At 72.8% G+C, this 25,702-nt stretch carries 22 protein-coding genes; 9 read left to right on the forward strand and 13 right to left on the reverse strand.

Annotated elements, in window-relative coordinates; genetic code table 11:
- Positions 1-77: 77 nt before the first annotated feature.
- The 6 genes from ACZ4S3_RS04435 to ACZ4S3_RS04460 form a co-directional block, all read right to left on the reverse strand.
- Positions 78-974: an ECF transporter S component gene (locus ACZ4S3_RS04435; protein WP_467925561.1), complete on the reverse strand. Its 897-nt coding sequence runs from the start codon at positions 972-974 to the stop codon at positions 78-80.
- The gene (locus tag ACZ4S3_RS04440) at positions 971-2,626 is read right to left on the reverse strand and encodes an ABC transporter ATP-binding protein (RefSeq protein ID WP_467925563.1); all 1,656 of its coding nucleotides are present in this window, start codon (positions 2,624-2,626) and stop codon (positions 971-973) included. Before ACZ4S3_RS04440 ends, ACZ4S3_RS04435 begins: the two co-directional genes overlap by 4 nt.
- Complete coding sequence (locus ACZ4S3_RS04445) at positions 2,623-3,849, reverse strand: CbiQ family ECF transporter T component (RefSeq protein WP_467925565.1); 1,227 nt, start codon at positions 3,847-3,849, stop codon at positions 2,623-2,625. Before ACZ4S3_RS04445 ends, ACZ4S3_RS04440 begins: the two co-directional genes overlap by 4 nt.
- On the reverse strand, positions 3,846-4,553 hold the full coding sequence (locus tag ACZ4S3_RS04450; protein WP_467925567.1) for an SCO2322 family protein: 708 nt from the start codon (positions 4,551-4,553) through the stop codon (positions 3,846-3,848). Before ACZ4S3_RS04450 ends, ACZ4S3_RS04445 begins: the two co-directional genes overlap by 4 nt.
- Positions 4,550-5,830: a prenyltransferase/squalene oxidase repeat-containing protein gene (locus ACZ4S3_RS04455; protein ID WP_467925569.1), complete on the reverse strand. Its 1,281-nt coding sequence runs from the start codon at positions 5,828-5,830 to the stop codon at positions 4,550-4,552. The genes ACZ4S3_RS04450 and ACZ4S3_RS04455 overlap by 4 nt, the downstream gene beginning before the upstream one ends.
- Positions 5,831-6,341: 511 nt before the next feature.
- Complete coding sequence (locus ACZ4S3_RS04460) at positions 6,342-7,442, reverse strand: MBL fold metallo-hydrolase (protein ID WP_467925571.1); 1,101 nt, start codon at positions 7,440-7,442, stop codon at positions 6,342-6,344.
- Positions 7,443-7,651: 209 nt separating this feature from the next.
- Here ACZ4S3_RS04460 and ACZ4S3_RS04465 point away from each other — a divergent pair, with 209 nt between their 5' ends.
- Together ACZ4S3_RS04465 and ACZ4S3_RS04470 are read left to right on the forward strand one after the other, a co-directional pair.
- Positions 7,652-9,106, forward strand: coding sequence for an aldehyde dehydrogenase (locus tag ACZ4S3_RS04465; RefSeq protein WP_467925573.1), 1,455 nt, complete (start codon positions 7,652-7,654; stop codon positions 9,104-9,106).
- Entirely contained in the window at positions 9,106-9,339 is a 234-nt protein-coding gene (locus ACZ4S3_RS04470) for a ferredoxin (protein WP_467925575.1), read from the forward strand. The genes ACZ4S3_RS04465 and ACZ4S3_RS04470 overlap by 1 nt, the downstream gene beginning before the upstream one ends.
- Positions 9,340-9,389: 50 nt before the next feature.
- Here the strand turns inward: ACZ4S3_RS04470 and ACZ4S3_RS04475 are convergent, their stop codons facing one another.
- Entirely contained in the window at positions 9,390-10,022 is a 633-nt protein-coding gene (locus ACZ4S3_RS04475; protein ID WP_467925577.1) for a TetR family transcriptional regulator, read from the reverse strand.
- Between the two features lie 248 nt (positions 10,023-10,270).
- On the opposite strand from ACZ4S3_RS04475, the gene ACZ4S3_RS04480 reads away from it, so the two are divergent.
- The 4 genes from ACZ4S3_RS04480 to ACZ4S3_RS04495 all read left to right on the forward strand — a co-directional run bounded on the left by ACZ4S3_RS04480 (position 10,271) and on the right by ACZ4S3_RS04495 (position 14,275).
- The gene (locus ACZ4S3_RS04480; protein WP_467925579.1) at positions 10,271-11,623 is read left to right on the forward strand and encodes a glycosyltransferase family 4 protein; all 1,353 of its coding nucleotides are present in this window, start codon (positions 10,271-10,273) and stop codon (positions 11,621-11,623) included.
- Between the two features lie 53 nt (positions 11,624-11,676).
- The gene (locus ACZ4S3_RS04485) at positions 11,677-12,516 is read left to right on the forward strand and encodes a class I SAM-dependent methyltransferase (protein WP_467925581.1); all 840 of its coding nucleotides are present in this window, start codon (positions 11,677-11,679) and stop codon (positions 12,514-12,516) included.
- A complete protein-coding gene (locus ACZ4S3_RS04490) occupies positions 12,513-13,583 on the forward strand; it encodes a prenyltransferase/squalene oxidase repeat-containing protein (protein ID WP_467925583.1) in 1,071 nt (356 codons plus the stop codon). Before ACZ4S3_RS04485 ends, ACZ4S3_RS04490 begins: the two co-directional genes overlap by 4 nt.
- Before the next feature lie 122 nt (positions 13,584-13,705).
- Positions 13,706-14,275, forward strand: a complete 570-nt coding sequence (locus tag ACZ4S3_RS04495; RefSeq protein WP_467925585.1) for a hypothetical protein — start codon at positions 13,706-13,708, stop codon at positions 14,273-14,275.
- A 16-nt stretch (positions 14,276-14,291) separates the two neighbouring features.
- Here the strand turns inward: ACZ4S3_RS04495 and ACZ4S3_RS04500 are convergent, their stop codons facing one another.
- The 4 genes from ACZ4S3_RS04500 to ACZ4S3_RS04515 form a co-directional block, all read right to left on the reverse strand.
- Positions 14,292-15,302 (reverse strand): LLM class F420-dependent oxidoreductase, encoded by a 1,011-nt coding sequence (locus tag ACZ4S3_RS04500; RefSeq protein ID WP_467925586.1) that lies wholly within the window; start codon positions 15,300-15,302, stop codon positions 14,292-14,294.
- 229 nt (positions 15,303-15,531) lie between these two features.
- Positions 15,532-16,443 (reverse strand): hypothetical protein, encoded by a 912-nt coding sequence (locus ACZ4S3_RS04505; RefSeq protein WP_467925588.1) that lies wholly within the window; start codon positions 16,441-16,443, stop codon positions 15,532-15,534.
- 214 nt (positions 16,444-16,657) lie between these two features.
- Positions 16,658-17,599, reverse strand: a complete 942-nt coding sequence (locus ACZ4S3_RS04510; RefSeq protein WP_467925590.1) for an N-acetylmuramoyl-L-alanine amidase — start codon at positions 17,597-17,599, stop codon at positions 16,658-16,660.
- 35 nt (positions 17,600-17,634) lie between these two features.
- A complete protein-coding gene (locus tag ACZ4S3_RS04515; protein WP_467925592.1) occupies positions 17,635-18,303 on the reverse strand; it encodes a class I SAM-dependent methyltransferase in 669 nt (222 codons plus the stop codon).
- A 380-nt stretch (positions 18,304-18,683) separates the two neighbouring features.
- Between ACZ4S3_RS04515 and ACZ4S3_RS04520 the strand changes: the two genes are divergently transcribed.
- The 3 genes from ACZ4S3_RS04520 (at position 18,684) to ACZ4S3_RS04530 (ending at position 23,657) form a co-directional block, all read left to right on the forward strand.
- Entirely contained in the window at positions 18,684-20,873 is a 2,190-nt protein-coding gene (locus ACZ4S3_RS04520) for an acyl-CoA dehydrogenase (protein WP_467925595.1), read from the forward strand.
- A 41-nt stretch (positions 20,874-20,914) separates the two neighbouring features.
- Complete coding sequence (locus ACZ4S3_RS04525; RefSeq protein WP_467925597.1) at positions 20,915-22,108, forward strand: lipid-transfer protein; 1,194 nt, start codon at positions 20,915-20,917, stop codon at positions 22,106-22,108.
- Positions 22,109-22,211: 103 nt separating this feature from the next.
- The gene (locus tag ACZ4S3_RS04530) at positions 22,212-23,657 is read left to right on the forward strand and encodes an MFS transporter (RefSeq protein ID WP_467925599.1); all 1,446 of its coding nucleotides are present in this window, start codon (positions 22,212-22,214) and stop codon (positions 23,655-23,657) included.
- 70 nt (positions 23,658-23,727) lie between these two features.
- Here ACZ4S3_RS04530 and ACZ4S3_RS04535 read toward each other — a convergent pair whose 3' ends face one another.
- A complete protein-coding gene (locus ACZ4S3_RS04535) occupies positions 23,728-24,333 on the reverse strand; it encodes a response regulator (RefSeq protein WP_467925601.1) in 606 nt (201 codons plus the stop codon).
- On the reverse strand, positions 24,330-25,658 hold the full coding sequence (locus ACZ4S3_RS04540; RefSeq protein ID WP_467927277.1) for a sensor histidine kinase: 1,329 nt from the start codon (positions 25,656-25,658) through the stop codon (positions 24,330-24,332). Before ACZ4S3_RS04540 ends, ACZ4S3_RS04535 begins: the two co-directional genes overlap by 4 nt.
- Positions 25,659-25,702: the final 44 nt, after the last annotated feature.

The following is a 25,702-nucleotide window of genomic DNA, read 5'->3' on the forward strand; positions in this document are numbered from 1 at the left end:
TGTGAGCTGTGCAGACCGGACGGCCGGTCGAAAGGGGTGCTGCGAAGAACTCGCCGCGCCTCGGGCGGGCGCCGGCCTCAGGGAGTGAAGGAGACGGGGGTGTCGAAGGCGGCGCGTCGGGTGGCGCGGCGAAGGGCCTTGAGGATGGTGCCGCCGAGGGTGAACGTGAGGATCACGGTGACCAGGGCTCGGGGGAGGTCCCAGCCGAGGGACGTGGCAAGGCAGTAGGCGAGGAAGCGGGCGAGGTTTTCGTTGAGCGGGTCCCCCGGGACGAAGGAGACTCCTGAGGTCATTCCGGCGATGTACGGCCAGCCCTGGAGATTCATGATCAGGCCGTAGAGGACGGCGGAGACCGCTCCGTAGACGGACAGCAGGGCCAGTTCGCGGCGGCCGCGCAGCCGGTCGGGGCCGGGCAGCAGGCCCGCGCCCATGGACACCCAGCCCATGGTCAGCATCTGGAACGGCATCCAGGGGCCGACACCGCCGGTCAGCAGTGCCGAGGCGAACATCGCCACGGAACCCAGGACGAAGCCGAAACCGGGGCCGAGCACCCGGCCGGCCAGCACCATCAGGAAGAACATCGGCTCGATGCCGGCGGTGCCCGCACCCAGGGGGCGCATGGTGGCCCCCGCCGCGGCCAGTACGCCGAGCATGGCGATGGCCTTGGCATCCAGTCCGGCGTCGGCGATGGTCGCCACGACCACGGCGAGCAGCATCGGCAGCAGCGCGGCGAAGAGCCACGGCGCGTCCTTGGAATGGGCGAGCCCGGAGGCGGAGTCGGCGAGCAGCGGCCAGCCGAACGCCATGACGCCGATGGCCGAGATGAGGGCCAGGGCGGCGATGGAGCGGGGGCCGAGGCGTACGGCGCGGGCCTGGCGGCCGGTGGTCGGCTGCCCGGCCGGGCGGCGGCCGCGGCGCGGTGCGTCGGGCCCCGGCTCGCGCCCGGCAGGGGAGTCGGTGGTGGACCGGGTCATGGGGTGGCCTCCAGGGCGTGGGCGACCTGGGGGACGGTCAGGTAGGGGAGAGGTGCGAGGACCTTGGAGACCTGAGGGGCGAAGGAGGGGGAGGAAACCACGACCTCGCTGGTGGGGCCGTCGGCGACGATCTCGCCGTCGGCGAGGATCACGACGCGATGGGAGAGTTCAGCGGCCAGTTCGACGTCATGGGTGGCCAGGACGATGGCGTGCCCTTCGGTGGCCAGGGTGCGCAGTATGCCGATCAGCCGGGCCTTCGCGGCGTAGTCCAGGCCGCGGGTGGGCTCGTCGAGAAGGAGGAGCGGCGGACCGGCGGTGAGGACGACCGCGAGGGCGAGGGCGAGGCGTTGGCCCTCGGAGAGGTCGCGGGGGTGGACGGAGTCCGGCACGTCGGGCAGCAGCCGGGTGACGAGCTCCCGGCAGGTGCCCGCGGCGGCGCCCGCGTCGTGGTCGGCGGCGGCGCATTCGGCGGCGACGGTGTCGGCGTAGAGGAGGTCGCGGGGTTCCTGGGGGACGAGGCCGACGTGCTTGAGGAGGGTGCGGGGACCGGTGCGGTGCGGAGTGACGCCGCCGACGCGGACCGTGCCGGAGGACGGTTCGTGCATGCCGACGAGGGTGGTGAGGAGCGTGGACTTGCCCGCACCGTTGCGGCCCATCAGGGCGAGGGTCTCGCCCGGTTGAACGGTGAGGTCCACACGGTGCAGGGCATCGATTCGCCCTCGCCGGACGCCGAGCCCCGAGACCACCGCAGAGGGGCCGGGGGGCACATCACCAGGACTCGACGCACCACCAGGACCGCGCCCCCCGTCAGAACCCCCCACACCATCAGGTGACACGTCCGCCAGCCGCTCGCGGAGCGCTGCCGCCTTGCGGCGGGCGTCGCGTACGGACAGCGGCAGCGGGGACCAGTGGGCCAGGCGGCCGAGGGCCACGACCGGCGGGTGTACGGGGGAGACGGCCATGATGTCGGCGGGGTCGCCCATCAGCGGGGCCGCGCCGGGGGAGGGCAGCAGGATGACCTGGTCCGCGTACTGGACGACGCGCTCCAGGCGGTGTTCGGCCAGCAGGACCGTCGTACCGAGGTCGTGGACCAGGCGCTGGAGGACGGCGAGGACCTCTTCGGCGGCGGCCGGGTCGAGGGCCGAGGTCGGCTCGTCCAGGACCAGGACCTTGGGGTGGGTGGTGAGGACCGAGCCGATCGCCACCCGCTGCATCTGGCCGCCGGAGAGGGTGGTGATGGCACGGTCGCGGAGGTCGGCCAGGCCCAGGAGGTCCAGGGTTTCCTCGACGCGGCGGCGCATCACGTCCGCGGCGAGGCCGAGCGATTCCATGCCGTAGGCGAGCTCGTCCTCGACGGTGTCGGTGACGAAATGGGAGAGCGGGTCCTGGCCCACGGTGCCGACGACATCGGCGAGTTCGCGCGGCTTGTGGGTGCGGGTGTCGCGGCCGTCGACGGTGACGCGGCCGCGCAGGGTCCCGCCGGTGAAGTGCGGTACGAGCCCGCAGACGGCGTTCAGGACGGTGGACTTGCCGACGCCGGAGGGGCCGACCAGCAGGCACAGTTCGCCCTCGGGGACGGTCAGGTCGATGCCCTGGACGGCGGGCGCCGCGGCGTCCCCGTAGGTGACCGAGACCTGCTCGAACCGGATCACTGGTTGGGCTCCTTCTTCAACGGTGCGGAGGGCTGCGGTGCCTCGGTTACGGACCCGGCCCCGGTCCCCCCGGCACGCGGCCGCTCCGCCCGCGCCCCGCGTTGCGTCTCGCGTTCCGCCCCGCCGTCGGTGCCGCGTTCCGTCCCGGGCGGCAGTGGGGCGACGAACGCCGGCAGCAGACCGAGGAGGAGGGAGGCGGCCGGCCAGAGGGGGAGGACCGGGGCGGTGAGGGGGACGGCGGGCGGGTGGAGGGCGGCGGGCGCGTAGGCGGTGGCCCAGATCATCAGGGCGGCCACGGCGATGCCGGAGCCGGCGACCAGCCAGGCGCGCAGTCCCCAGCGCTCGGGCCGGTAGCGGGTGCGTACGGAGCGCCGGCCGCCGAGCCGGAGCCCGGCGAGCGCGGCCGCGAGCCCGGTGAGCAGCACCGGCAGCCCGTAACCTGCGCCGGTGTCCGACAGCAGCCCGTAGGTGCCGGCGCAGACGCCGAGCAGCCCGCCGAGGGTGAGGACGGACGTGGTGTGCCGTACGGCGGGCGGGACCTGGGCGCTGCGGCCGTAGCCGCGGGCGTCCATCGCCGCGGCCAGCGCGACGGACCGCTCCAGCGCGCCCTCCAGCACCGGCAGCCCCACTTGGAGCAGCGCCGTGAACCCGCGGTCGGGGCGGCCGCGCAGCCGCCGGGCCGCCCGCAGCCGCTGCACATCGGCGACCAGGTTCGGCGCGAAGGTCATCGCGACGACCACCGCGACGCCCGCCTCGTACAGCGCGCCGGGCAGGGACTTCAGGAGCCGGGCGGGGTTGGCGAGGGCGTTGGCGGCGCCGACGCAGATCAGCAGGGTGGCCAGCTTCAGCCCGTCGTAGAGGGCGAAAACCATGCCCTCCGCGGTGACCCGGCCGCCGATCCGTACCCCCTTCGCCCAGTCGGGAAGCGGCAGTTCGGGCAGCGTGACCAGGGTGTGCGTACCGGGGACCGGCGAGCCGAGGACGAAGGCGAAGACCAGCCGGATGACGATCACCAGCAGACCGAGCTTGACGAACGCGCCGTAGGAGCGGGCCCACGGCGCGTGGGTACGGCGGGCCGCGACGACATACCCGGCCACGCCGACCAGCAGCCCGAGCAGCAGCGGATTGGTGGTCCGGGAGGCCGCGGTCGCCAGGCCGAGCGCCCACAGCCACCACGCGCCGGCGTGCAGCGCGTTGCCACGGGTCGTCTGCGGGGCGCTCATCCGCGCCGGCGGCGTGCCTGCCACACGGCGGCCGCGCCCAGTACGACGACGGCCGCGATGCCGCCGAGCAGCCCGGCCGAGGGGCCCCCGCCGTCCTCGTCCGCCGCCTTCCCCGAGGCCGGCGACGCCGGGTGACGGGGTTCCTTCGACCCGCCCACCTGGTCCGCACACCCCGATTTCGGGTAGCCGGCTATCGCGCACAGCAGCGCGTTGGAGTCGTAGCGCAGCTGCCGGGCGACCGCGGCCAGCGCATCGCCCGCCGAGCCGTCCTCGGGCACCCGGGCGCATGCCGTACGGGCCTTGGGCGGCGCCTCGCCGTCGGGCGCGTCCGCCGTGGTGCCGAAGTCGATGACGACGCCGATCCGTTTGCTGCCGGCCTTGGCGGGCGTGCCGTGGCACAGCGCGTCGAAGTCGGCGGCGGCGCGCGGCTTGGCGGCCGCGGCGGAGTCGGCGCTGACGGTGAAGCGGAAGCCCTGGACGGCGCCGTCGGCCGGGCGCATGGTGGCCGGGCCCTCGGACGCGTACGACCAGGAGCCGCCCTTGCTGTCCCAGAACGACCAGTACCGGTACTCCTGCGCCTGTGCGGGCGCGGCCGCGCCGGCGGTGACCGCACCGGCCAGCAGCAGCGCGCCGAGGGCCGTACGGGGCCGCAGGGGACCGGTCCGCCGCCGGCCGGCCGGTCCGGCCACAGCCGGTTCCCTCACGGCTGGTTCTTCCTGCGGCCGCTGATCAGGAAGCCGATACCGGCACCGAAGGCGAGCCCGATGCCGATGATCCACCACACGCTGATGCCGTTGTCGTTGTCCTCGGCGTCCTTCTCCGGGGCGGCCGACGGCGCCGCGCTGCCGGCCGGCTTGGGCCCGGTGGCGTTCAGCGCGGCCACCAGGTCGGTGCCGCCGAAGGACCGCGGGTCGGCACCGGTGGCGTGCGCGGCCAGCACCAACTGGGCGTACGCGGCCGGACCGCTTTGCTTCGCCCAGTCCGCCGAGTGCTTCTGCAGCCACTTCAGGGGCTTCTGCGCGGCGGCGCCGTGCGAACCGGCCGCCAGCGCCACGACCGCATCCGCCGTGTTGCCGACATCGGGCTGCTGCTCCGCGCCCGGCATCACGGACAGCAGATGCTGCCCGTGCGCATCGAGCTGCCCGACGAGGTAGGCGTCCGCGGCCGACGCGGCCCGATCCGGGTCGTTCTTCGCGCCGGGCTTGCCGTCCTTGCAGGTCAGCGCCTCGACCGGCTCGTTCACTTCCTTGCCCGCGGGCACCACGACAAAGCCCTTGCCCAGGGCGCCCAGCGCGGCGGCCGCGGTGGCGTCGTCGTTCGGGGCCAGCTTGCCGTCCTTGGGCTGGAAGGCGAACGCACCGCGCTCGCCCTCCTTGGCGTCACAGCCCAGCTGGAAGGCGAGCAGGGCGTCGTAGGGGCTCTTGCCGCTCTTCTTCGCGGTGACGGACGCGGGCTTCTGGCCGGCGGAGGCGAGCGCGCCGATGACCACCGAGGTGGAGTTGGCGTCGCCGGCCGAGCCGGGCAGGGAGCTCCAGCTGCCGTCCTTGTTCTGCACGGACTTCAGCCAGCCGACGGCCTTCTTGACGGCGTCGTCGTGCCCGCCGAGCGCGGCCAGCGCCTGCACCGCGGCGCTCGTCTGGTTGGTGTCCCGCATCGTCTTGGCATCGCAGGCCTTGCCCGGATCGGCACGGAAGGCGGTGAACGAACCGTCGGCGCACTGCTGCCCGGTGAGCCAGTCGATGCCGGACGCCGCGGGCCGCACGCCCGCGGTGTTCTGGGCCAGCAGCGCCAGCGACTGCCGCCAGACACCGTCGTACTGCGGGTCCTTGGTCCCGTACAGCCCGGCCGGCAGCTTCGCCGGCGACGCGGACGGGGCGGCGGCGTCGGCGTACGCGGCGGGGGCAGCGGTCGCGCCCAGCAGGGCCGCGGTGGCCAGCGCCGGGGCGGCGCGGCGTGCCAGGACGGCGAGGGAATGCGCCATGGGAGCCATGGTGGCCATCGGGTCGGTGCCTCTCGGGTCGGTTCGCAGCGGTGTACGCAGCCGCGCTCGGCCGACCACCCGCGCGGCGACCGGCGGATCGCATGCGGTGGCACCGGGCTCAGCTCCGTATACCTCGACGGTGCCGCACACCGACCGCCGGGGGCGGCCTCGGTGGCGGGAGCCTTGGCCGTGCCCCAGCGGGTGTTCCGGCTCGGACGGCCGGGCCGCCCTCACGGATGGGGGTGCCCCCGGGCTCGAGCGAAGCCGAGAGCTTGGGGGAGGGTCAGCGCCGGATTTGCACCGGCTTCCCCCGATCGGGCACGGATGAAGTTGTCCCGCACACCCTAACCGGCGGCCGGCGGCACCTCACCCTCCCGTACGGCGCCGAACGCCCCGCTGTCCGGGCCCGCTGTCCGGGCCCCGACCGCCCCGTCGACGGCAGCGCGCCGCCCACGGCCGTGATCGCGCTGTTGCGGAAGTCACCGCCGCCGGGGACGACGGCCGATGGTCCTCACACGGCCAGATAGGTCGCGGGGTCGGAGCCCGGGATCATCTCGGCGTGCCCCAGCTTCACCAGGCGCCGCAGATGCGCCTCGGCCTCCGAGACGGCGATGTTCCGGGAGCTGTAGGGGATCTGTTCCCAGGGGCGGTTCCACTCCATGGACTCGGCGAGCTGCCATGTGGTGAGCGGTTCGCGGAGCAGTGCTCTCAATCCGGACAGCCGCTCCTCGTGGTGAGCGATGAGCTCGCGTACGCGTCCCTCCGCGTCGCCGAACGCATGCTGATGGGCGGGCAGCACCTCGGCGGGCGCCAGGCGCGCGATCCGCTCCAGGGAGTCGAGATAGTCGCCGAGGGGGTCCCCGCTGCTCGAACGGAGTTGAGAGCTTGGGGGAGGGTCGGTGACAGTGGCATCGGCCGGGTCCTCGTACAGACCGATGTGCGGTGTGATGCCGGGGAGAAGATGATCGCCGGAGAAGAGCCGCCCGAAGCCGCCGGCCCGTCGCGAAGGCCCGGCCCCCGCCCCCGGGTGCTCCTCCTCCAGATGCAGACACACATGCCCCGGCGTATGCCCCGGCGTCCAGATGGCGCGCAGCCGCCGCCCCGGCAGATCCAGCAGTTCACCGGGCTCGATCTCACGGTCCGGCAGCGCCGCCCGCCGGCCGGGCAGCTTCCGGCCGCGCCCGCCGGCCCGCGCCTCGCGCAGCGGCGCCAGATGATCCTCCGGCGCCCCCGCCGTCGTGAGCTTGGCGAGCAGGTAGTCGAGCCACTGGCCCGGTACGGCCTCCCGGGTGCGCCGGACCACCGCCGTATCGGCCGCATGCATCGCGATCCAGGCGCCGGACGCCTCCCGCACCTTGGCCGACAGCCCGTGGTGATCGGGATGGTGGTGGGTGATCAGTACGCCGTGGATATCGGCGATGCCGAAGCCGCAGGCGGCGACTCCCGCGACGAGGATGTCCCAGGAGTCCGGGTCGTCCCAGCCGGTGTCGATCAGCACCGGCCCGCGGCCGGTCTCCAGGAGGTGTACGAGGGTGTGGCCGAGCGGGTTGTCCGGGATGGGAACGGCGATGCTCCACACCCCGCCCTTGTGATCGGTCACCTGAGCCCTCATCCCGGTCCCCTCTCGGTGTGCCGTACCACGTCACTATAACTAGAACTGGTTTCAAAGCGGCCGGAAGTTACTCCGGTGGAGAGGGAGTTGGGATTCGGTCGGTGCCGTGGACTCCTCCAACTAGAACTGGTATCAGTTCCTGTGCAGTGGGCGGAACCGGCACAGCACCCAGGGCAGGAACCCTCCGAACCCGTCGGGAGGCGGCAGCGATGAGCGACGACCTGGTCGAGCACGGAAAGCTCTACATAGGCGGTGAGCTGGTCGATCCGGCCGGCAGCGACACGATCGAGGTCGTCTCACCACACACCGAACAGGTCATCGGCCGCGTCCCGCACGCCTCGCGGGCCGATGTCGACCGTGCGGTGGCCGCGGCCCGTACGTCCTTCGAGTCCGGGGTCTGGGCGAACGCCCCTCTGGAGGACCGGATCGCGGTGGTGACCCGTATCAAGGACGCCATCGCGGTGCGCAGCGAGGAGCTCGCCAGGATCATTGGCTCGCAGAACGGGACCCCGTTCACCTCCGGCGTCATGGTGCAGTCGCTGGCCGCGATGCTGGTGTGGGACGCGATGCTCACGGTGGCCCGCGACTTCCCCTTCGAGGAGCGGCGGGCCGGGGTGCTGGGGCCGCTGCTGGTACGGCGCGAGCCGGCCGGCGTGGTCGCGGCCGTGGTGCCGTGGAACGTCCCGCAGTTCACCGCCGCCGCCAAGCTCGCGCCGGCGCTGCTGGCCGGCTGTTCGGTGGTGCTGAAGGTGTCGCCGGAGACCCCGCTCGATGCGTACGTCCTCGCGGAGATCGCGACCGAGGCCGGGCTGCCGGAGGGCGTGCTGTCGATCCTGCCCGCGGACCGCGAGGTGAGCGAGTACCTGGTCGGGCACCCCGGCGTGGACAAGGTGTCGTTCACCGGGTCGGTGGCGGCGGGCAAGCGGGTCATGGAGGTGGCGGCCCGCAATCTCAGCCGGGTCACCCTCGAACTGGGCGGCAAGTCCGCGGCGGTGATCCTGCCGGACGCGGATCTGGACGCGGCGGTGGCCGGCATCGTGCCGTTCGCCTGGATGATCAACGGCCAGGCCTGTGTGGCCCAGACGCGGATCCTCGCGCCGCGCAGCCGCTACGACGAGATCGCCGAACGGTTCACCGCGGCGGCGGCCGCGCTGAAGGTCGGTGACCCACTCGATCCGGCCACGGAACTGGGCCCGCTGGTCGCCCGCCGCCAGCAGCAGCGCTCGCTGGACTACATCGCGCTCGGTCAGCGGGAGGGCGCCAAGGTCCTGACCGGCGGCGGCCGGCCGAAGGAGCAGGCCACCGGCTGGTACGTCGAGCCGACCCTCTTCGGCGACGTCGCCAACTCCATGCGGATCGCCCGCGAGGAGATCTTCGGGCCGGTCATCTGCCTGCTGCCGTACGACGACGAGGCGGAGGCGGTACGGATCGCCAACGACTCCGACTACGGGCTCTCCGGCTCGGTGTGGACGGCCGACGTCGACCGCGGCATCGAGATCGCGCGGCAGGTGCGCACCGGTACGTATTCGGTCAACACCTTCAGTATCGACATGCTCGGCCCGTTCGGCGGCTACAAGAACTCCGGGATCGGGCGGGAGTTCGGGCCGGAGGGTTTCGGCGAGTATCTGGAGCACAAGATGATCCATCTGCCGGCGGGTGCGTGATGGGGGACCGCTGGCGGGTGGAGGTGGACCGGAGCGTGTGCATCGGGTCCGGCATGTGCGCGGCCGCGGCGCCGGACGGCTTCCGGCTGGACCCGGCGCGGCAGTCGCATCCGGTGGCACCGGATGCGGACGCCTCCGAGGGCGTGCTGGCGGCGGCCGAGGGGTGTCCGGTCGAGGCGATCCTCATCACCGACGCGGACAGCGGTGAGGCGGTCTTCCCGCCGGAGGACTGAGTGAGGGGGCGAGGCGGGGCCCCGGACCGCTCGCCCTCGCCCCCCGGCCTTCAGTCCCGCGCCCCCGGCGCCGTGACCGCGATCAGTCGGCACACCGTCTCGATGTCGATTTTCACCTGGGCGATGGAGGCCCGCCCCGACAGCCAGGTGATCAGCGCCGAGTGCCAGGTGTGCTCGATGACCCGGACCGCCGAGAGCTGTTCGGGGGTGGGGGGACCGTCCAGGCCCATCGCGTCGAGGATGATCGCGGTGGTCAGCCGGGAGACGGTGTCCACCTCGGGGCTCACGGAGCGGTCGGCGAAGGTCAGTGCGCGCACCATGGCGTCCGCCAGATGCGGCTCCCGCTGCAGGGCGCGGAACGCCCGCATCAGGGTCTGGGCGACCCGCGCGCCCGGGTCCTCCTCCGACGGCGGGCGCTTGCGCAGCGTCTCGTGCATGTGCTGGAGCTGGTCCTGCATGGTGGCGACCAGCAGATGCACCTTGGAGGGGAAGTAGCGGTAGAGGGTGCCGAGCGCGACGCCCGAGAGCTCGGCGACTTCCCGCATCTGCACGGCGTCGAAGCCGCCACGGCCGGCCAGCTTGGCGCTGGTGTGCAGGATGCGGCGGCGCCGGGCCTCCTGACGCTCGGTCAGGGGAGGACTCGCGGGAAGCGCCGGCTTGGCCGCCTTGGATTCCGTAGTCATATGTCCCATTCCGTGGCTTCCGTCCGCGATGCGGTAGGTGCCGGTGGTGTGATCGGCACAGCATGGCAGGGGTCGGGTCGTGGCGCGAATCACCTGGTGCGCCTCTGTTCGCGTCGTGCTCGGCCGGTAGATTCGAGGCTTCCTGAACTGATCAGTAGCCAATCGTCGGCCGATCAGTTCTGAAACTTGTTCTAGATTACCGCCAGCGGTTACGCTCCGGCGAAAGTCCAGTGAGAAGGGGGCCGAGCGTGACCGCAGAGGCCGTCCAGGCAGCCGCGCCCCGCCCGGCAGAGGCCCTCTCGGCCTCCGCCCCGACCGACGGTGACCGCCCCCTGAGCATCGCGATGCTCACCTATAAGGGGAACCCGTTCTGCGGCGGACAGGGTGTCTACGTACGGCACCTCTCGCGCGAGCTTGCGCGGCTCGGCCACAGCGTCGAGGTCATCGGCGCCCAGCCCTACCCCGTCCTCGACGAGGGAGTGCCGCTCACCGAGCTGCCCAGCCTCGACCTCTACCGCCAGCCCGACCCGTTCCGTACGCCGGGGCGCGGCGAGTACCGCGACTGGATCGACGCCCTCGAGGTCGGCACGATGTGGACCGGCGGCTTCCCCGAACCGCTGACCTTCTCGCTGCGCGCCCGGCGCCATCTCGCCGCCCGCCGCGGCCGGTTCGACGTCGTCCACGACAACCAGACCCTCGGCTACGGCCTGCTCGGCGGCCCCGGCGCGCTCGGCGCCCCGCTGGTGACCACCATCCACCACCCCATCACCGTCGACCGGCGCCTCGACCTGGACGCCGCCGACGGCTGGAAGCGCCGCGCGTCCGTCCGCCGCTGGTACGGCTTCACCCGGATGCAGAAGCGCGTCGCCCGCCGGCTGCCCTCGGTGCTCACCGTCTCCGGCTCCTCCCGCCAGGAGATCGTCGACGACCTCGGCGTGCACCCCGGCCGGATCCACGTCGTGCACATCGGTGCCGACACCGACCTCTTCTCGCCCGACCCGGCCGTCCCCGAGGTGCCGGGCCGGATCGTCACCACCTCCAGCGCCGACGTCCCCCTCAAGGGACTGATCCACCTCGTCGAGGCGCTCGCCAAGGTCCGCACCGAGAATCCCGAAGCGCACCTGGTGGTCGTCGGCAGGCGCGCCGACGACGGGCCGGTCGCGGCCGCCATCGAACGGCTCGGCCTGTCCGGCGCCATCGAGTTCGTCAAGGGCATCACCGACGCCGAACTCGTCGACCTGGTCCGCGGCGCCCAGATCGCCTGCGTCCCCTCCCTCTACGAGGGCTTCTCGCTGCCCGCCGCCGAGGCGATGGCCACCGGGACGCCGCTGCTGGCCACCACCGGCGGCGCGATCCCCGAGGTCGCCGGCCCCGACGGCGAGACCTGCCTGGCGGTGCCCCCGGGCGACGCCGGTGCGCTCGCCGCCGGGCTGCTCCGCCTCCTGGGCGACGCCACGCTCCGCCGGCGCCTCGGCGTGTCCGGCCGGGAACGCGTCCTGGCCCGCTTCACCTGGCGGCAGGCCGCCATCGGCACCGCCGAGCGCTACCGCGAGGCCATCGCCCTCCAGGGCGGCCGGACCGCCGCCGCCCGCCGCACCTAGCACCCCCTTCGCAGCCACCACCGCCACCAACCGCCGGACGAAAGCTGAACGCCGTGCTGACCGTCGACTTTTCCCGCTTCCCGCTCGCCCCGGGCGACCGCGTACTCGACCTGGGCTGCGGCGCCGGCCGGCACGCCTTCGAGTGTTACCGGCGCGGCGCGCAGGTCGTCGCCCTCGACCAGAACGGCGAGGAGATCCGCGAGGTCGCCAAGTGGTTCGCCGCGATGAAGGAAGCCGGCGAGGCCCCGGCCGGGGCCTCCGCCACCGCCATGGAGGGCGACGCGCTGGCCCTGCCCTTCCCCGACGACAGCTTCGACGTCGTAATCATCTCCGAGGTCATGGAGCACATCCCGGACGACAAGGGCGTACTCGCCGAGATGGTCCGCGTCCTGCGGCCCGGCGGCCGGATCGCCATCACCGTCCCCCGCTACGGCCCCGAGAAGATCTGCTGGGCGCTCAGCGACGCCTACCACGAGGTCGAGGGTGGCCATATCCGCATCTACCGCGGTGACGAACTGCTCGGCAAGATGCGGGAGGCGGGGCTCGAGCCGTACGGGACCCACCACGCGCACGGCCTGCACAGCCCCTACTGGTGGCTCAAGTGCGCGTTCGGCGTGGACAACGACAAGGCGCTGCCGGTGAAGGCGTACCACAAGCTGCTGGTCTGGGACATCATGAAGAAGCCGCTGGCCACCCGGCTCGCCGAGCAGGCGCTCAACCCCGTCATCGGCAAGAGCTTCGTCGCCTACGCCACCAAGCCGCACCTTCCCGGGACGGCCGCCGCGCCCGCCGCCGAGGAGACCGCCGAGCCCGCCGCGAAGAAGACCGCCAAGCCCGCCGCCAAGCGTGCCGCCAAGACCTCCGCCAAGACCTCCGCCGGGGCCGCCAAGTGACGAGTCCCGGGCGTACCGAACGCCTCGTCCTGCCGGGGGTGCTCACCGCCGAACAGGCGGCGCGTACGGTCGCGGGCATCCTGGCGACCCAGCGCGAGGACGGCGCGATCCCGTGGTTCCGCGGCCATCACCTCGACCCGTGGGACCACACCGAGGCCGCCATGGCCCTGGACGCGGCCGGTGAACACGAGCGCGCCGAGGCCGCCTACGACTGGCTGGTACGGCATCAGAATCCCGACGGCTCCTGGTACGCGGCCTACGCCGACGGCGACGCCGGGGCGCCCACCGACCGCGGCCGGGAGACCAACTTCTGCGCCTATATAGCGGTCGGTGTCTGGCACCACTTCCTGTCCACCGGCGACGAGACCTTCCTCGACCGGATGTGGCCCGCCGTCTACGCGGCCATCGAGTACGTCCTGGAGCTGCAGCAGCCCGGCGGCGAGATCGGCTGGAAGCGCGAGGACGACGGCACCCCCGTCAACGACGCGCTCCTGACCGGCTCGTCCTCCGTCTACCAGGCACTGCGCTGCGCGCTCGCCCTCGCCGACCAGCGCGAGGAGCCGCAGCCCGACTGGGAGCTGGCCGTCGGCCGCCTGGGCCATGCGCTACGCAGCCACCCCGAACGGTTCCTGGACAAGGCCCGCTACTCCATGGACTGGTACTACCCGGTCCTGGGCGGCGCGGTGCGCGGCGCGGACGCCGTGGCCCGCATCGACGAGGGCTGGGACCGCTTCGTCGTACCGGGCCTGGGCGTGCGCTGTGTGCTGCCCAACCCCTGGGTCACCGGCGGCGAGAGCGCGGAGCTGGCGCTGGCACTGTGGGCGATGGGGGAGTCGGAGCGGGCGGTGCAGATCCTCAAGTGGATCCAGCATCTGCGCGCCGAGGACGGCATGTACTGGACCGGCTATGTCTTCGAGGACGACGCGATCTGGCCGCGCGAGCTGACCTCCTGGACCGCCGGTTCGATGCTGCTCGCCGTGGCCGCGCTGGGCGGCGACGAGGCGACCACGTCGGTGTTCGGCGGGGAACGGCTGCCGGAGGGCCTCGCCCCCGACTGCTGCCGCTAGGGCCTGTCCGGCACCCGGCCCCCGGCTCGCCTGTTCGGCGGGCGCCGGGTGGCGGCGGTCCGGCGGGCGGGTCAGGCTGCGGACGTGTGACCGCAGACGACCGAGCCCGCCGGAGGCGTGCCGTGCCCTTCTCCCCGCCCCGTACCGATGCCCGCCGGCCCCTGCGCCGGGCCGCCGCCGCGCTGCTGCTGGCCTGCACCCTGACGCTGGGCACCGCGGCCTGCGGGCCCAAGGACAAGTCGACGGGTTCCGGTACGACGCCCAGCGGCACCAGCTCCGCGGAGCGGCAGAAGTTCGCCAAAACGCGGTTCGTCACCAACGCGGGCCTGGCGGCGGGCGCCACCTACCAGTGGATCGTCAAGCCGTTCCGGGCCGGCAAGTTCAAGAAAGGCGCGGACGGGCGGACGTTCGCGCTGGTCAAGGCGGGGCTGGCGGGTGTGTTCACCTACAACAGGCTCAAGGCCGCCGTGACCAACGCCAAGGGCGACCCGACGCTGTCCAAGGCCGTCGCCCCGCTCTCCAGCGGCATCGACTCGCTCAAGAACCTGGGCACCAAACTGCGCAAGGGCGAGGTGAACGGCACCGATGTCGGCTCGTTCCAGAACGTCATCAACGACGTCAAGGGGGCGGGCAAGAGCGCGGGCGCCCAGGTGACGGACAAGGTCCCGTCCCTCTCGCAACTGGGCGGCTGAGGGGCGGGCGCCGCCGTCAGGAGTTCAGTTCGGCCAGGACCCGTAGCGTGTGCGGGTCCGGGGCGGTGACCAGCAGGTCGGTGACCGGCCCCCGGCGCCACAACTCCAGCCGCTCCGCGATCCGTTCGCGCGGACCGACCAGCGAGATCTCGTCCGCGAAGGCATCCGGTACGGCCAGCACCGCCTCCTCCTTGCGCCCCTGGAGGAACATCTCCTGGATCCGGCGTGCCTCGGCCTCGTATCCCATCCGGGCCATCAGGTCGGCGTGGAAGTTCTTGGCCGCGTGCCCCATCCCGCCGATGTAGAAGCCGAGCATCGCCTTGACCGGCAGCAGCCCCTCGGCGATGTCGTCGCAGACCACGGCGCGCGCCATGGGGGCGATGAGGAAGCCGTCCGGGGCGTCCTTCAGGGATGCCTGATAGACGTCGCCGCGCAACGGTGACCAGTACAGCGGCAGCCAGCCGTCGGCGATCCGGGCCGTCTGGGCGATGTTCTTGGGGCCCTCGGCGCCCAGGAGGAGCGGCAGGTGGGCGCGCAGCGGATGTGTGATGGGCTTGAGCGGCTTGCCGAGGCCGGTGCCGTCCGCGCCGCGGTAGGGGTGCGGGTGGAAGAGCCCGTCCGCCTCCACCGGGCCCTCCCTGCGCAGCACTTGGCGGATCACCGCCACATATTCGCGGGTCGCGGTCAGCGGACTCCTGGGGAACGGCCGCCCGTACCACCCCTCGACGACCTGCGGCCCGGACAGCCCCAGCCCCAGTAGCATCCGGCCGCCGGAGAGATGGTCGAGGGTGAGCGCGTGCATGGCGGTGGCGGTGGGGGTGCGGGCGGCCATCTGGGCGATGCCGGTGCCGAGTTTGATACGGGAGGTGTGGGCGGCGATCCAGGTCAGCGCGGTGAAGGCGTCCGAGCCCCAGGCCTCCGCGGTCCATACCGAGTCATAGCCCAGCCGCTCGGCCTCGCGGGCGAGTTCGAGGTGCCGGGGGTCGGGGCCGCGGCCCCAGTAGCCCAGTGCCAGACCGAGTCGCACAGGATCGCCTCTCTCCGACGACGGTGACAGTGACGGTGACAGTGACGGTGACAGTGACGGTGACCACGACAGCGATTTCCTGACGCTACGTCAGATATCCCGTGTCCGCGAACTGTACGACCGGGCCGCGGACATGGCAACGGCCCCCCGCCCGTGAGGGGCGAGGGGCCGCGAAAGGACCGTGTGCGTCCGAACTGTTGCGTCCGGTGTCAGCCGCGTGCGTCCGGTGTCAGCCGCGCTGGATGCCGGTGGTGTCCTGCAGGACACCGCGCCGGCCATCCTGGGTCTGCGCGATCAGGGCCTGGCCGCGCTGCTCGACCGCCAGGTACCAGGTGCCGGGCGCCAGTTCGGCGATCGGCGCCGGGGAGCCGTCCTCGCCGTAGAGCGGACGGGCGACGGGCACCGCGAACCAGAACGGCGCGAAGTCGGCCTGGCCGCCGGCCGCCTGGGTGGCACCCGCCGGGGCCGCCGCACCCTGCGGGCCGCCGGCCGTGGCGTCGGCCGGGGGCTGCTGGCCGTAGGGCTGACCGGGCTGGGGCTGGCCGGGCTGCGGCTGCTGCTGGGCGGCCGGGTAGCCGTAGCCCTGGCCGGGCTGGGGCTGCTGCTGCTGGGCGCCGGGGTAGCCGTAGCCGGGGTTGGGGTTCACGCCGTACGGAGAGGGGCCGCCGGCCGGCTTGTCCGGGATCAGCTGGGCCTTGAGCGCGGGCACCTGGCCGGTGGCCACCGCAGCACCGGCCATCGCCAGCAGGGCGATGAAGGCGAGGATGCCGCCGACGCCGAGGCTGATGCTGTAGCCGCCGCCGCTGCCGCGCAGCGGACCGTCGAACAGCGTCCACAGCGAGGACCAGGCGGCGAACAGGGCGAAACCGGTGCCCAGCTGGCCGAGCTCCAGGCCGAGGAACTTGCGGTCGCCCAGCCCGCGGCCGACGACGATCAGCACCGCGGCGATGATGCCGGCGAGAAAGATCGAGGGGAGGACGGGGAAGATGCTGGAGTCCCAGCCGTTGGGCAGCTTGCCGTTGTCGGTGCCGCAGTCTCCGGGGCAGCTCGCGGAGACGAAGTTGAGGAACGAGGCGATGAACAGCAACACCGCTGCTCCGATCACCACGCCGTCGCCTCGAGTGAGGGAGCGGATGTTCACGTAAAGGGTCCTTTGTTGTTTTCGTGGAACGGGTCGACGCTGTCGCTGGCGCGCGCGGTGCGAGGCACGGCAGGGCCCCATCGTAAAGGGGAACCTATCGCCGAATCCGCCGGGCCGTCTTCTTGGTATCGGTTCTCGTACGGAATGCCGTACAAGGTGCCGTAGGGATGCCCCGCGACGACGGTATCCGGGGCTTCGCCGGCTGGTCGGGTCGTCAGCTCGTCAGGAAGTCCGTAATGCCCTCGGTGATCCCGCGCGCCGCCTTTTGCCGCCACTGTGCGTCGGTCAAATGCGCGGCGTCCTTCGGGTCGCGCATATTGCCGCACTCGATGAACACCTTCGGCACCGTGGAGAGGTTGAGTCCGCCGAGATCGGAGCGTACGTCAAGTCCCGTGCCGCCGCCGATGTAATTGGACGGCGCGCTTCCGGTGACCGCGACGAAGCGTCCGGCCAGCCGCTCGCCCAGCCGGCGCGAGGGCGCGACGATCGCGGAGGTGTCGGCCGCGCCCGCCCTGACGCGAGCGGGGAGGATGACATGGAAACCGCGGTTGCCGACGGCCGAACCGTCCGCGTGAATGGAGACCGCGGCGTCGGCGTGCTTCTTGTTCCCGGTGGCGGCGCGCTCGTCCACGCACGGGCCGTAGGGGCGGTCGCCGTCCTGGGTGAAGACGACCTTGGCGCCCTCGTTCTGCAGGAGGGTGCGGGCCCGGCGGGCGACGTCCAGGGTGAAGGACGCCTCGGCGTAACCGGCGTTGGTGGAGGTGCCGGTGGTGTCGCACTCCTTGCGGTCGTTGCCGATGTTCACCAGGTGGGCGATCTCCCGGCCGTGATCGCGGTTGTGCGGATTGTGCCCGGGGTCGAGGACCACGGTCATCCCCTTGAGGCTGCCGTGCGGGTTCCCCTTGCTGCCCCCGTCGCCCTTGCCGTCCTTGCCGCCGTTCTTCCGCGGCGTGCCGCCGCCGTGAGCGGCCTTGCTGCCGTCGGCGGACCCGCTAGGCGCGGGGTGCGCGGCCCGTGGCGGCTCACCGCCGTTGCCTCTCAGCGACCGGAGGGCCAGATAGCCCGCGCCGGCGGCCACCAGGACGGCAGCCAGGACGACGAGGACGGTGGTGCCGCGCAGGCGGCGGTGCGGGGGGAATGTACTGCCGTTCGACACGTCCGCGATCGTAGCCCGGCCTCCGCGTGGCCTGCTCAGATCCCGGACCCGGTACGCCGCAGCACATGCAGCGAACGGTGCGCCGCGACCTCGGTGAAGGCGCCGGACTCCAGGGCCCGGCGGTAGATGCGGTACGGGGCCTGGCCGCCGTCCGCCGGGTCGGCGAAGACGTCGTGGATGACCAGGAGGCCGCCGGGTGCGAGATGCGGCGCCCAGCCCTCGTAGTCGGCGCCGGCGTGCTCGTCGGTGTGCCCGCCGTCGATGAACACCAGGCCCACCGGCGCCTGCCAGAGGGCCGCGGCCTGCGGAGACCGGCCCACCAGGGCGATCACATGCTCCTCCAGGCCCGCGGCGTGCAGGGTGCGGCGGAACGTGGGCAGCGTGTCCATCCGGCCGGCCTCGGGGTCGACGACCGTCGTGTCGTGGTACTCCCAGCCCGGCTGCTGCTCCTCGCTGCCCCGGTGGTGGTCGACGGTGACGGCTATCACGCCCGCGCCGCGCGCCGCGTCCGCGAGCAGGATCGTGGACCGGCCGCAGTAGGTGCCGACCTCCACCAGCGGCAGCCCGAGCCCCGCCGCCTCGACCGCCGCCCCGTAGAGCGCGAGCCCCTCGTCGACCGGCATGAAGCCCTTCGCCGCCTCGAACGCGGCGAGAATCTCCGGCTGCGGAGCGGTCGGCGGGGTGGGAGCGGTGGGAGCGGCCATGGGCTTCCTCCTGATGGTGCGGTCGGGGCTCGGGTGGCTCATGCTGCCGTACGGGGCGGGGCGGGCGGTGTGCGGGTACCCCGGCGGACGGTATAGCGGAGTCCGGCCGGAATCATGCATTCCGATTCTGGATATCGACATACCGGACCGTATTTTCTGCCGGTCGATTCCCGGATGCCCGAATACGGGGAATTCGCGGTGGGCGGCAGGCGGGGCGGTAAGCGGGTATTGGCGGCCGGTGACGGAAATTCACCGAACTGTTTCCTCTTCGGCTCCGGACCGTTTCCCGCCGAATGTGCAGGGTTCAGGGAGCCGGGCCCGCCGCCCCGGGACGGCATCCGGCCTTCCGTCAGAATGGAACGTGTTCTACTCTGCCCGGCATGGGCATCGGAATCACGCAAGATCACCGTGACCTGGCAGAGGCGACGCGTGGCTGGGCCGCACGGGCCGTGCCGCCCGAAGAGGTCCGCAAGCTGCTCGACAGCGCGCCGGGGCGGCACGGCCGGCCCGCGTACTGGGACCAGCTCGCCGCGCAGGGCCTGCTCGGACCGCACCTGCCCGAGGCCGACGGCGGAGGCGGCGGCGAACTCCTCGACCTCGCCGTCGTACTGGAGGAGATGGGCCGCGCCGCCCTCCCGGGCCCGTATCTGCCCACCACCCTGGCCGCCGAACTGCTCCGCCGCGGCGGCCACCACGACCTCGTCCGCGCCCTCGCGACGGGCGAACTCCTCGGCGCCGTCGCACTGGGCGCCGGCTCGCTCACCGCCGTCGAAGGGGCCGGCGGCTATGTCCTGGACGGCACCGCACCCCCGGTCCTGGCCGGCGGCGACGCGGATCTGATCGTGCTGGCCGCGAAGGCCGCCACGGGCACGGTATGGCTGGCGGCCGACGCCGGGACGCTGTCCGTACGCGTCCAGGAGAGCGCCGACCCCACCCGGCCGACCGCCGAGGTGAGCGCGGACGGCGTCCTGGTACCCGCCGGGCGGCTCCTGGCCGTCGACAGCGCGCTCGTCCGCGATCTGGCCGGGGTGCTGTTCGCCGCCGAGGGCTGCGGCACCGCCGCCTGGGCGCTGGCCACCGCCGCCGAACACGCCGCGGTACGCGAGCAGTTCGGTCGCCCCATCGGCCAGTTCCAGGCGGTCAAGCACCTGTGCGCCGACATGCTCGTCCGCTGCGAACAGGCCCGCGCCCTGGCCTGGGACGCCGCCCGCGCCCTCGACGAGGCGCCCGAGGTCCGCGGCCTGGTCGCCGCGCTGGCCACCGCCACCGCCCTGGACGCCGCCCACACCTGCGCCAAGGACTGCCTCCAGATCCTCGGCGGCATCGGCTTCACCTGGGAACACGACCTCCACCTCCACCTGCGCCGGGCCACCGTGGCCCGCCAGCTGCTCGGCAGCGGCGACACCCACCGCCTGCGGGCCGCCCGCTACGGCGCGGACGGCGCCCGCCGCGAACTGCGCCTGGAACTCCCGGCAACGGCGGCGGCATACCGGGAGGAGGCCCGTACCGTCATCGACGGCGTACGTGGTCTCGACCCGGCGGCCGTACGCCGCGCACTCGCCCCCACCGGATACGCCGCCCCCCACCTCCCCCAGCCCTACGGACTGGGCGCCGACCCCGTCCGGCAACTGGCCATCCAGCAGGAGCTGGCGGCGGCCGGGGTCAAGATCAGCGATCTGGGCATCGCCACCTGGGTGGTGCCCTCCCTCATCGCCCACGGCACCCAGGAGCAGAAGGACCGGTATCTGCTGCCCTCCCTGCGCGGCGATCTGCTCTGGTGCCAGCTGTTCTCCGAGCCCGAGGCCGGCTCCGACCTCGCCTCGCTGCGGACCCGCGCCGAGCGGGTGGACGGTCCCGGCGGCGGCTGGCGGATCAACGGCCAGAAGGTATGGACCTCGGCCGCCCAGTGGTCGAGCCACGGCATCCTGCTCGCCCGTACGGATCCCCAGGCGCCCAAGCACAAGGGGCTGACCTTCTTCGTCGTCGACATGAAGACCCCGGGGATCGACATCCGCCCGCTGAAGGAGATCACCGGCGACGCGCTCTTCAACGAGGTCTACTTCGACGACGTACTGCTGCCCGCCGACGCCGTGGTCGGCGAGGTCGACAACGGCTGGAAGGTCGCCCGCACCACCCTGGACAACGAACGCGTCCACATGGCCGACCAGTTGACCTTCGACACGGGCCTTCAGGCGCTCATCGACCGCTCGGCGCAGCTGGACGGATCCGTACGGGCACGGGTGGGCGCGCTGGCCGCCGAGGCGCACGCGCTGGGCTGCATCGGACTGCGCACCACCCTCCGGCAGGTGTCGGGCCTGGAACCGGGTGCCGGGGCCAGCATCCGCAAGCTGGTGCAGACCCCGCACCAGCAGAAGGTCGCCGAGCTGGCGCTGGAACTGCTCGGGCCGGACGGCGCGGTGCGCGAGGAAGCCGGCGAACGGGCGCTGCACGGCTTCTTGATGTCGCGCTGCCTGACCATCGCGGGCGGCACCACCCAGGTACAGCTGAATGTCGTCGCGGAGCGGCTGCTCGGCCTGCCCCGCGACCCCGAGCCCCGCCCCCTGATCTGACGACTCCCGGACGACTCACCGGTGACTTCTGGAGGACACGCATGGCTGGCAAGGCGTACATCGTCGGCGTAGGGATGACCACATTCGAGAAGCCCGAGACCCGCGACTGGCAGTACTGGGACATGGCGAAGGAGGCGGGCGGCAAGGCGCTGGCCGACGCCGGGATCGGCTACGAGGCCATCGAGCAGGTACCGGTGGGCTACTGCTACCAGGCCTCGACGGCCGGCCAGCGCGCCGCATACGAACTCGGGTTGACCGGCGTCCCCGTCTACAACGTCAACAACAACTGCGCGACCGGCTCGACGGCGCTGATGATGGCGCGCCAGTTCGTCGAGTCGGGTATCAACGACTGTGTCCTGGCCCTCGGCTTCGAGAAGATGAAGCGTGGCGCACTGGGCGGCGGCGCGGACGCCGGCGACTTCAGTACCTCCCCGGTGGCCCGCCACTACGGTGTGATGGCCGCCGCCCACGGTTTCGAGATGACCCCGCCCACCGCCCAGATCTTCGGCAATGCGGCGCGCGAGCACATGGAGCGCTACGGCACCACCGCCGAACAACTCGCCGCGGTCGCCGCCAAGAACCACCGCCACTCGGCGCACAACCCCCACGCCCAGTTCCAGGACGTCTACACGGTCGACGAGATCCTGGCCGCCAGGACGATCCACCTCCCGCTGACCAAGCTCCAGTGCTCACCGACCTCCGACGGCTCGGCCGCGGCCGTCATCGCCTCCGAGCGGTTCGTCCGCGAACACGGGCTGGCCGACCGGGCGGTGGAGATCGTGGCCCAGGCCATGACGACGGATACACAGGAGAGCTTCGGCTCCGGTTCCTGCATCGACGTGGTCGGCAAGCCGATGTCGCGGTCCGCGGCCCGCCAGGTCTACGCCGCGAGCGGACTGGGCATCGAGGACGTGGACGTCATCGAGCTGCACGACTGCTTCTCGGTCAACGAGCTGCTGACGTACGAGGCGCTGGGGATGTGCGCGGACGGGGAGTCGGGCAAGCTCGTCGCCGACGGGGCCACGACGTACGGCGGACGCTGGGTCGTCAATCCGTCCGGGGGCCTGATCTCCAAGGGCCACCCGCTGGGCGCGACCGGCCTCGCCCAGGCCGCCGAGCTGGTGTGGCAGCTACGGGGGACGGCGGGGGACCGGCAGGTGCCGGGCGCCCGGGTCGGGCTGGCGCACAACATCGGGCTGGGGGGTGCGGCGGTGGTGACGTTGTTGCGGGGGTGAGAGGGGCGGGGATGAGACAGGGGCCGGCCCCGGGTCCTAGGACTCGGGACAGGTGGTGGGTGCATCGATATCCCGATGCGCCGGGCAAGCGCCGAATGCGAGCATGGCCCGCATGCCCCCGATAGCCAGCCCCGCCACGCTGTCCGCCACCGAACGCCGCGCGGGCGCACCGCCCTGGCTGGTGATGCTGCTGGTCTGCGCCGGGCAGTTCCTCGTCGTGCTGGACGTCTCCGTCGTGAACGTGGCGCTGCCCGCCATGCGGACCGGCCTCGGCCTGAGCGAACTGGGCCTGCAGTGGATCGTCAACGCCTACGTCATCACCTTCGCGGGCTTCATGCTCCTCGGCGGCCGGGCCGCCGACCTCTTCGGCCGCAAGCGGATCTTCGTCGTCGGGCTGGCGCTCTTCACCCTCGCGAGCCTGGGCGGCGGGCTGGCTCAGCAGCCCTGGCAGCTGATCGCGGCCCGTACGGTCCAGGGCGTCGGCGCGGCGGTGCTCTCGCCGGCCACCCTCACGATCCTGACGACGTCGTTCCCGTCGGGCCCGGCCCGTACGAGGGCCATCGCCACCTGGACGGCGGTCGGCGCGGGCGGCGGCGCGGTGGGCGGTCTGGTCGGCGGGGTGCTCACGCAATATCTGTCGTGGCGCTGGGTGCTGCTGATCAATGTGCCGGTCGGGGCGCTGGTGCTGGCCGGCGCGGTGCTGTGGCTCACCGAGAGCCGTCAGGGCGCCGGGCGGCGGCTGGATGTGCCCGGCGCGCTGCTGGTGACCGGCGGGCTCGGGCTGGTGGCGTACGGCATCGTGCAGACCGAGACGGACGGCTGGACCGCGGCCTCCGCGCTGCTGCCGCTGGCCGCCGGGCTCGTCGTCCTCGCCGTCTTCATCGCCGTCGAGGCGCGGGCCAAGGCCCCGCTGATGCCGCTGGGACTCTTCCGGCTGCGCTCGGTCTCCTCCGCCAACGCGGCGATGGTGCTGGCCGGTGCCGCGATGTTCTCCATGTGGTACTTCCTGTCGCTCTACACCCAGAACGTGCTGGCCTACACGCCCCTGCAGGCCGGGCTCTCCTTCATCCCGCACTCGCTGTCGATCGTTCTGGGATCGAAGGCCGCGCCGCACCTGATGAACCGGGTGGGCGCCAAGAGCCTGGCCGTCACGGGCGCGGTGATCTCCGCGTCCGGCATGGTCTGGCAGGGCGCGATGGACGCCGACGGCACCTACCTCGCCACCCTCCTGGGCCCCGGGATCCTGATGGCGCTCGGCGCGGGCCTGACCGCCACCCCGGTCGCCTCCATCGCCACCTCCGGCGCCGACCCCGCCGACCAGGGCCTGGTCTCCGGCCTGATCAACACCTCCCGCCAGATGGGCGGCGCGCTCGGCCTGTCGGTCCTCTCCACGATCGCCGCCACCCGGATCGCCGCCGGCCACGGCCGGACCGCGCTGGCGGACGGTTACGCCCTGGCCTTCCAGGTCGGTTCGGTGGTGCTGCTGGGCAGCATCCTGCTGATGATCATCGCCCTGCCGCGCCGCCGGCCGGACGTCGCGCCCGGCTGACGGGCCCCGCCGGGCCCCACGCCGGCCCCTGCAACCACCCGCTCACTGCCACCCGTTCACTGCCACCCGTTCACAGCCACCCGTTGCGCCGGGCCGCCCGCACGGCCTCCATGCGGTTACGGGTGCCGGTCTTCCCGATGGCCGCCGACAGGTAGTTGCGGACCGTGGCCTGCGACAGATGGAGCTTGGTGGCGATGTCGGCGACCGTGGCGCCGTCCACGGCCGCGGTGAGGACGTCGCGTTCGCGCTGGGTGAGGGGGTTGGGGCCCGCACTCAGGGCAGCGGCGGCGAGGCCGGGGTCGATGACCCGTTCCCCGGCCAGCACCCGCCGGATCGCCGCCGCCAGCTCCTCCACGGGGCCGTCCTTGACCAGGAATCCGGACGCCCCGGCCTCCATCGCGCGGCGCAGATAGCCGGGCCGGCCGAAGGTCGTCACGATCAGCACCTTGCAGGACGGCAGTTGACCGCGCAGGTCGGCCGCGGCGTCCAGGCCGCTGCGGCCCGGCAGTTCGATGTCCAGAAGCGCGATGTCGGGGCGGGCGTCCAGGGCGGCGGCGACGATCTGATCGCCCGCCGCGACCTGGGCCACGACCTCCATGTCCTCCTCCAGGCCGAGCAGCAGCGCCAGCGCGCCCCGCATCATCCCCTGGTCCTCTGCCAGCAGGACCTTGATCACCTGGTCAACTCCTCCGCATCCGCCATATCGCCCGTGCCCACCGGCAGTTCGGCCGCGACCCGGAAGCCGCGCCGGCCGTCGGGGCCGGTGCGCAGTGTGCCGCCCGCCACGGCCAGCCGCTCGGCCAGCCCCTTCAGACCCGTGCCGCCCACCGGACCGGAACGGCCCGGCCCCGCCGCGCGCCCCGTAGCGTCCGGGCCGGCCGGGTCGTCCCCGCCGCCACCCGCGCCGCCGTCCACCTCGCCGCCGCGCCCCGGGACCCGGTCCCGTATCCAGGACAGGCCGTGTGCTGGGGCAGCACCGGAGCTTACGGGACCGCGCCCGTCGTCCGTGATCGTCAGCCGTACCCGCTCCTCATCGGCATGCACGTCGATCTCGCAGCGGGTGGCGCGGCTGTGCCGGACGGTGTTGGTGACGCCCTCACGGACCACCCAGCCCAGCAGCGCCTCGGCCTGGGTGGGCAGCGGCGGACCGGCCTGTCGTACGACGGGCTCGATACCGGCCGCCTCCAGCACCGAGCGGGCCCGGTCCAGTTCGGTGGTCAGGCTGCCCTCGCGATAGCCGGTGACGGCCTCGCGGATCTCGGTCAGCGCCTGCCGGCCGACCGCCTCGATGTCGGCGGCCTGCCCGAGCGCCGCCTCCAGATCGCGCGGCGCCAGCCGGCGGACCGCCTCGGCCTTGACCACCACCACGGACAGGGTGTGGCCCAGCAGGTCGTGCAGATCGCGGGAGAAGCGCAGCCGCTCCTTCTCCACGGCGCTGCGGGCCAGCTCCTGGCGGGTGGTGTTCAGCTCCTGGATGGTGTCGAACAGGCTGAGGACGGTGGCCGTCACCGTGCCGGACAGGAACGTGCCGTACCCGATGCCGAAGGCGCCTCCGGGACCACTGCCCTCGTGCCAGCCGGAGAAGTAGCCGGCCGCGCCGCTGAGCGCGACCAGCCACAGGGCGAGCTTCTTGCCGCGCAGCGCACGCACCGTGCCGGAGGCCAGCGACAGCAGCGGGAAGAACAGGAACCAGTTGCCACGGAACCCGAGCGCGATGGCGAAGGTGACGGCGGTCAGCAGCCCCAGGGCGATCAGCGGACGGCGGGAGTCGCGCAGCCGGGGGTTGAACGACGACCAGACGACGCTGATGTAGAGGGAGTTGAAGGCGAGCAGACCCAGGCCGGCCAGCCAGGGGCTGCCCGTCTTGCCCTGGACGATGTTGGAGAAGGCCCCCAGGCCCATCAGCAGCCACGGCAGGAAGGCGTACTTGCCGGGACCCCTGTCCGGCTTCCTCCCCGGCCCCTTTCCGGGCCCCTTCGCCGTGCAGGAGGCGCCGTCCATGGCGTCGTTGCCGCAGTCTTCGCCGACCAGGTCCCGCCGCTTCT

The organism is Streptomyces sp. NPDC028368 (assembly GCF_055565615.1).

What these genes read in the sequence shown, in the direction of transcription:
- ACZ4S3_RS04445 (WP_467925565.1), bottom strand. Translation starts at nt 3,849, where the DNA reads ATGAGCGCCCCGCAGACGACCCGTGGCAACGCGCTGCACGCCGGCGCG.
- ACZ4S3_RS04465 (WP_467925573.1), top strand. Translation starts at nt 7,652, where the DNA reads ATGAGCGACGACCTGGTCGAGCACGGAAAGCTCTACATAGGCGGTGAG.
- ACZ4S3_RS04525 (WP_467925597.1), top strand. Translation starts at nt 20,915, where the DNA reads ATGGCTGGCAAGGCGTACATCGTCGGCGTAGGGATGACCACATTCGAG.
- ACZ4S3_RS04455 (WP_467925569.1), bottom strand. Translation starts at nt 5,830, where the DNA reads ATGGCGCATTCCCTCGCCGTCCTGGCACGCCGCGCCGCCCCGGCGCTG.
- ACZ4S3_RS04540 (WP_467927277.1), bottom strand. Translation starts at nt 25,658, where the DNA reads ATGGACGGCGCCTCCTGCACGGCGAAGGGGCCCGGAAAGGGGCCGGGG.
- ACZ4S3_RS04530 (WP_467925599.1), top strand. Translation starts at nt 22,212, where the DNA reads ATGGCCCGCATGCCCCCGATAGCCAGCCCCGCCACGCTGTCCGCCACC.
- ACZ4S3_RS04470 (WP_467925575.1), top strand. Translation starts at nt 9,106, where the DNA reads ATGGGGGACCGCTGGCGGGTGGAGGTGGACCGGAGCGTGTGCATCGGG.
- ACZ4S3_RS04475 (WP_467925577.1), bottom strand. Translation starts at nt 10,022, where the DNA reads ATGACTACGGAATCCAAGGCGGCCAAGCCGGCGCTTCCCGCGAGTCCT.
- ACZ4S3_RS04435 (WP_467925561.1), bottom strand. Translation starts at nt 974, where the DNA reads ATGACCCGGTCCACCACCGACTCCCCTGCCGGGCGCGAGCCGGGGCCC.
- ACZ4S3_RS04460 (WP_467925571.1), bottom strand. Translation starts at nt 7,442, where the DNA reads ATGAGGGCTCAGGTGACCGATCACAAGGGCGGGGTGTGGAGCATCGCC.
- ACZ4S3_RS04520 (WP_467925595.1), top strand. Translation starts at nt 18,684, where the DNA reads ATGGGCATCGGAATCACGCAAGATCACCGTGACCTGGCAGAGGCGACG.
- ACZ4S3_RS04515 (WP_467925592.1), bottom strand. Translation starts at nt 18,303, where the DNA reads ATGGCCGCTCCCACCGCTCCCACCCCGCCGACCGCTCCGCAGCCGGAG.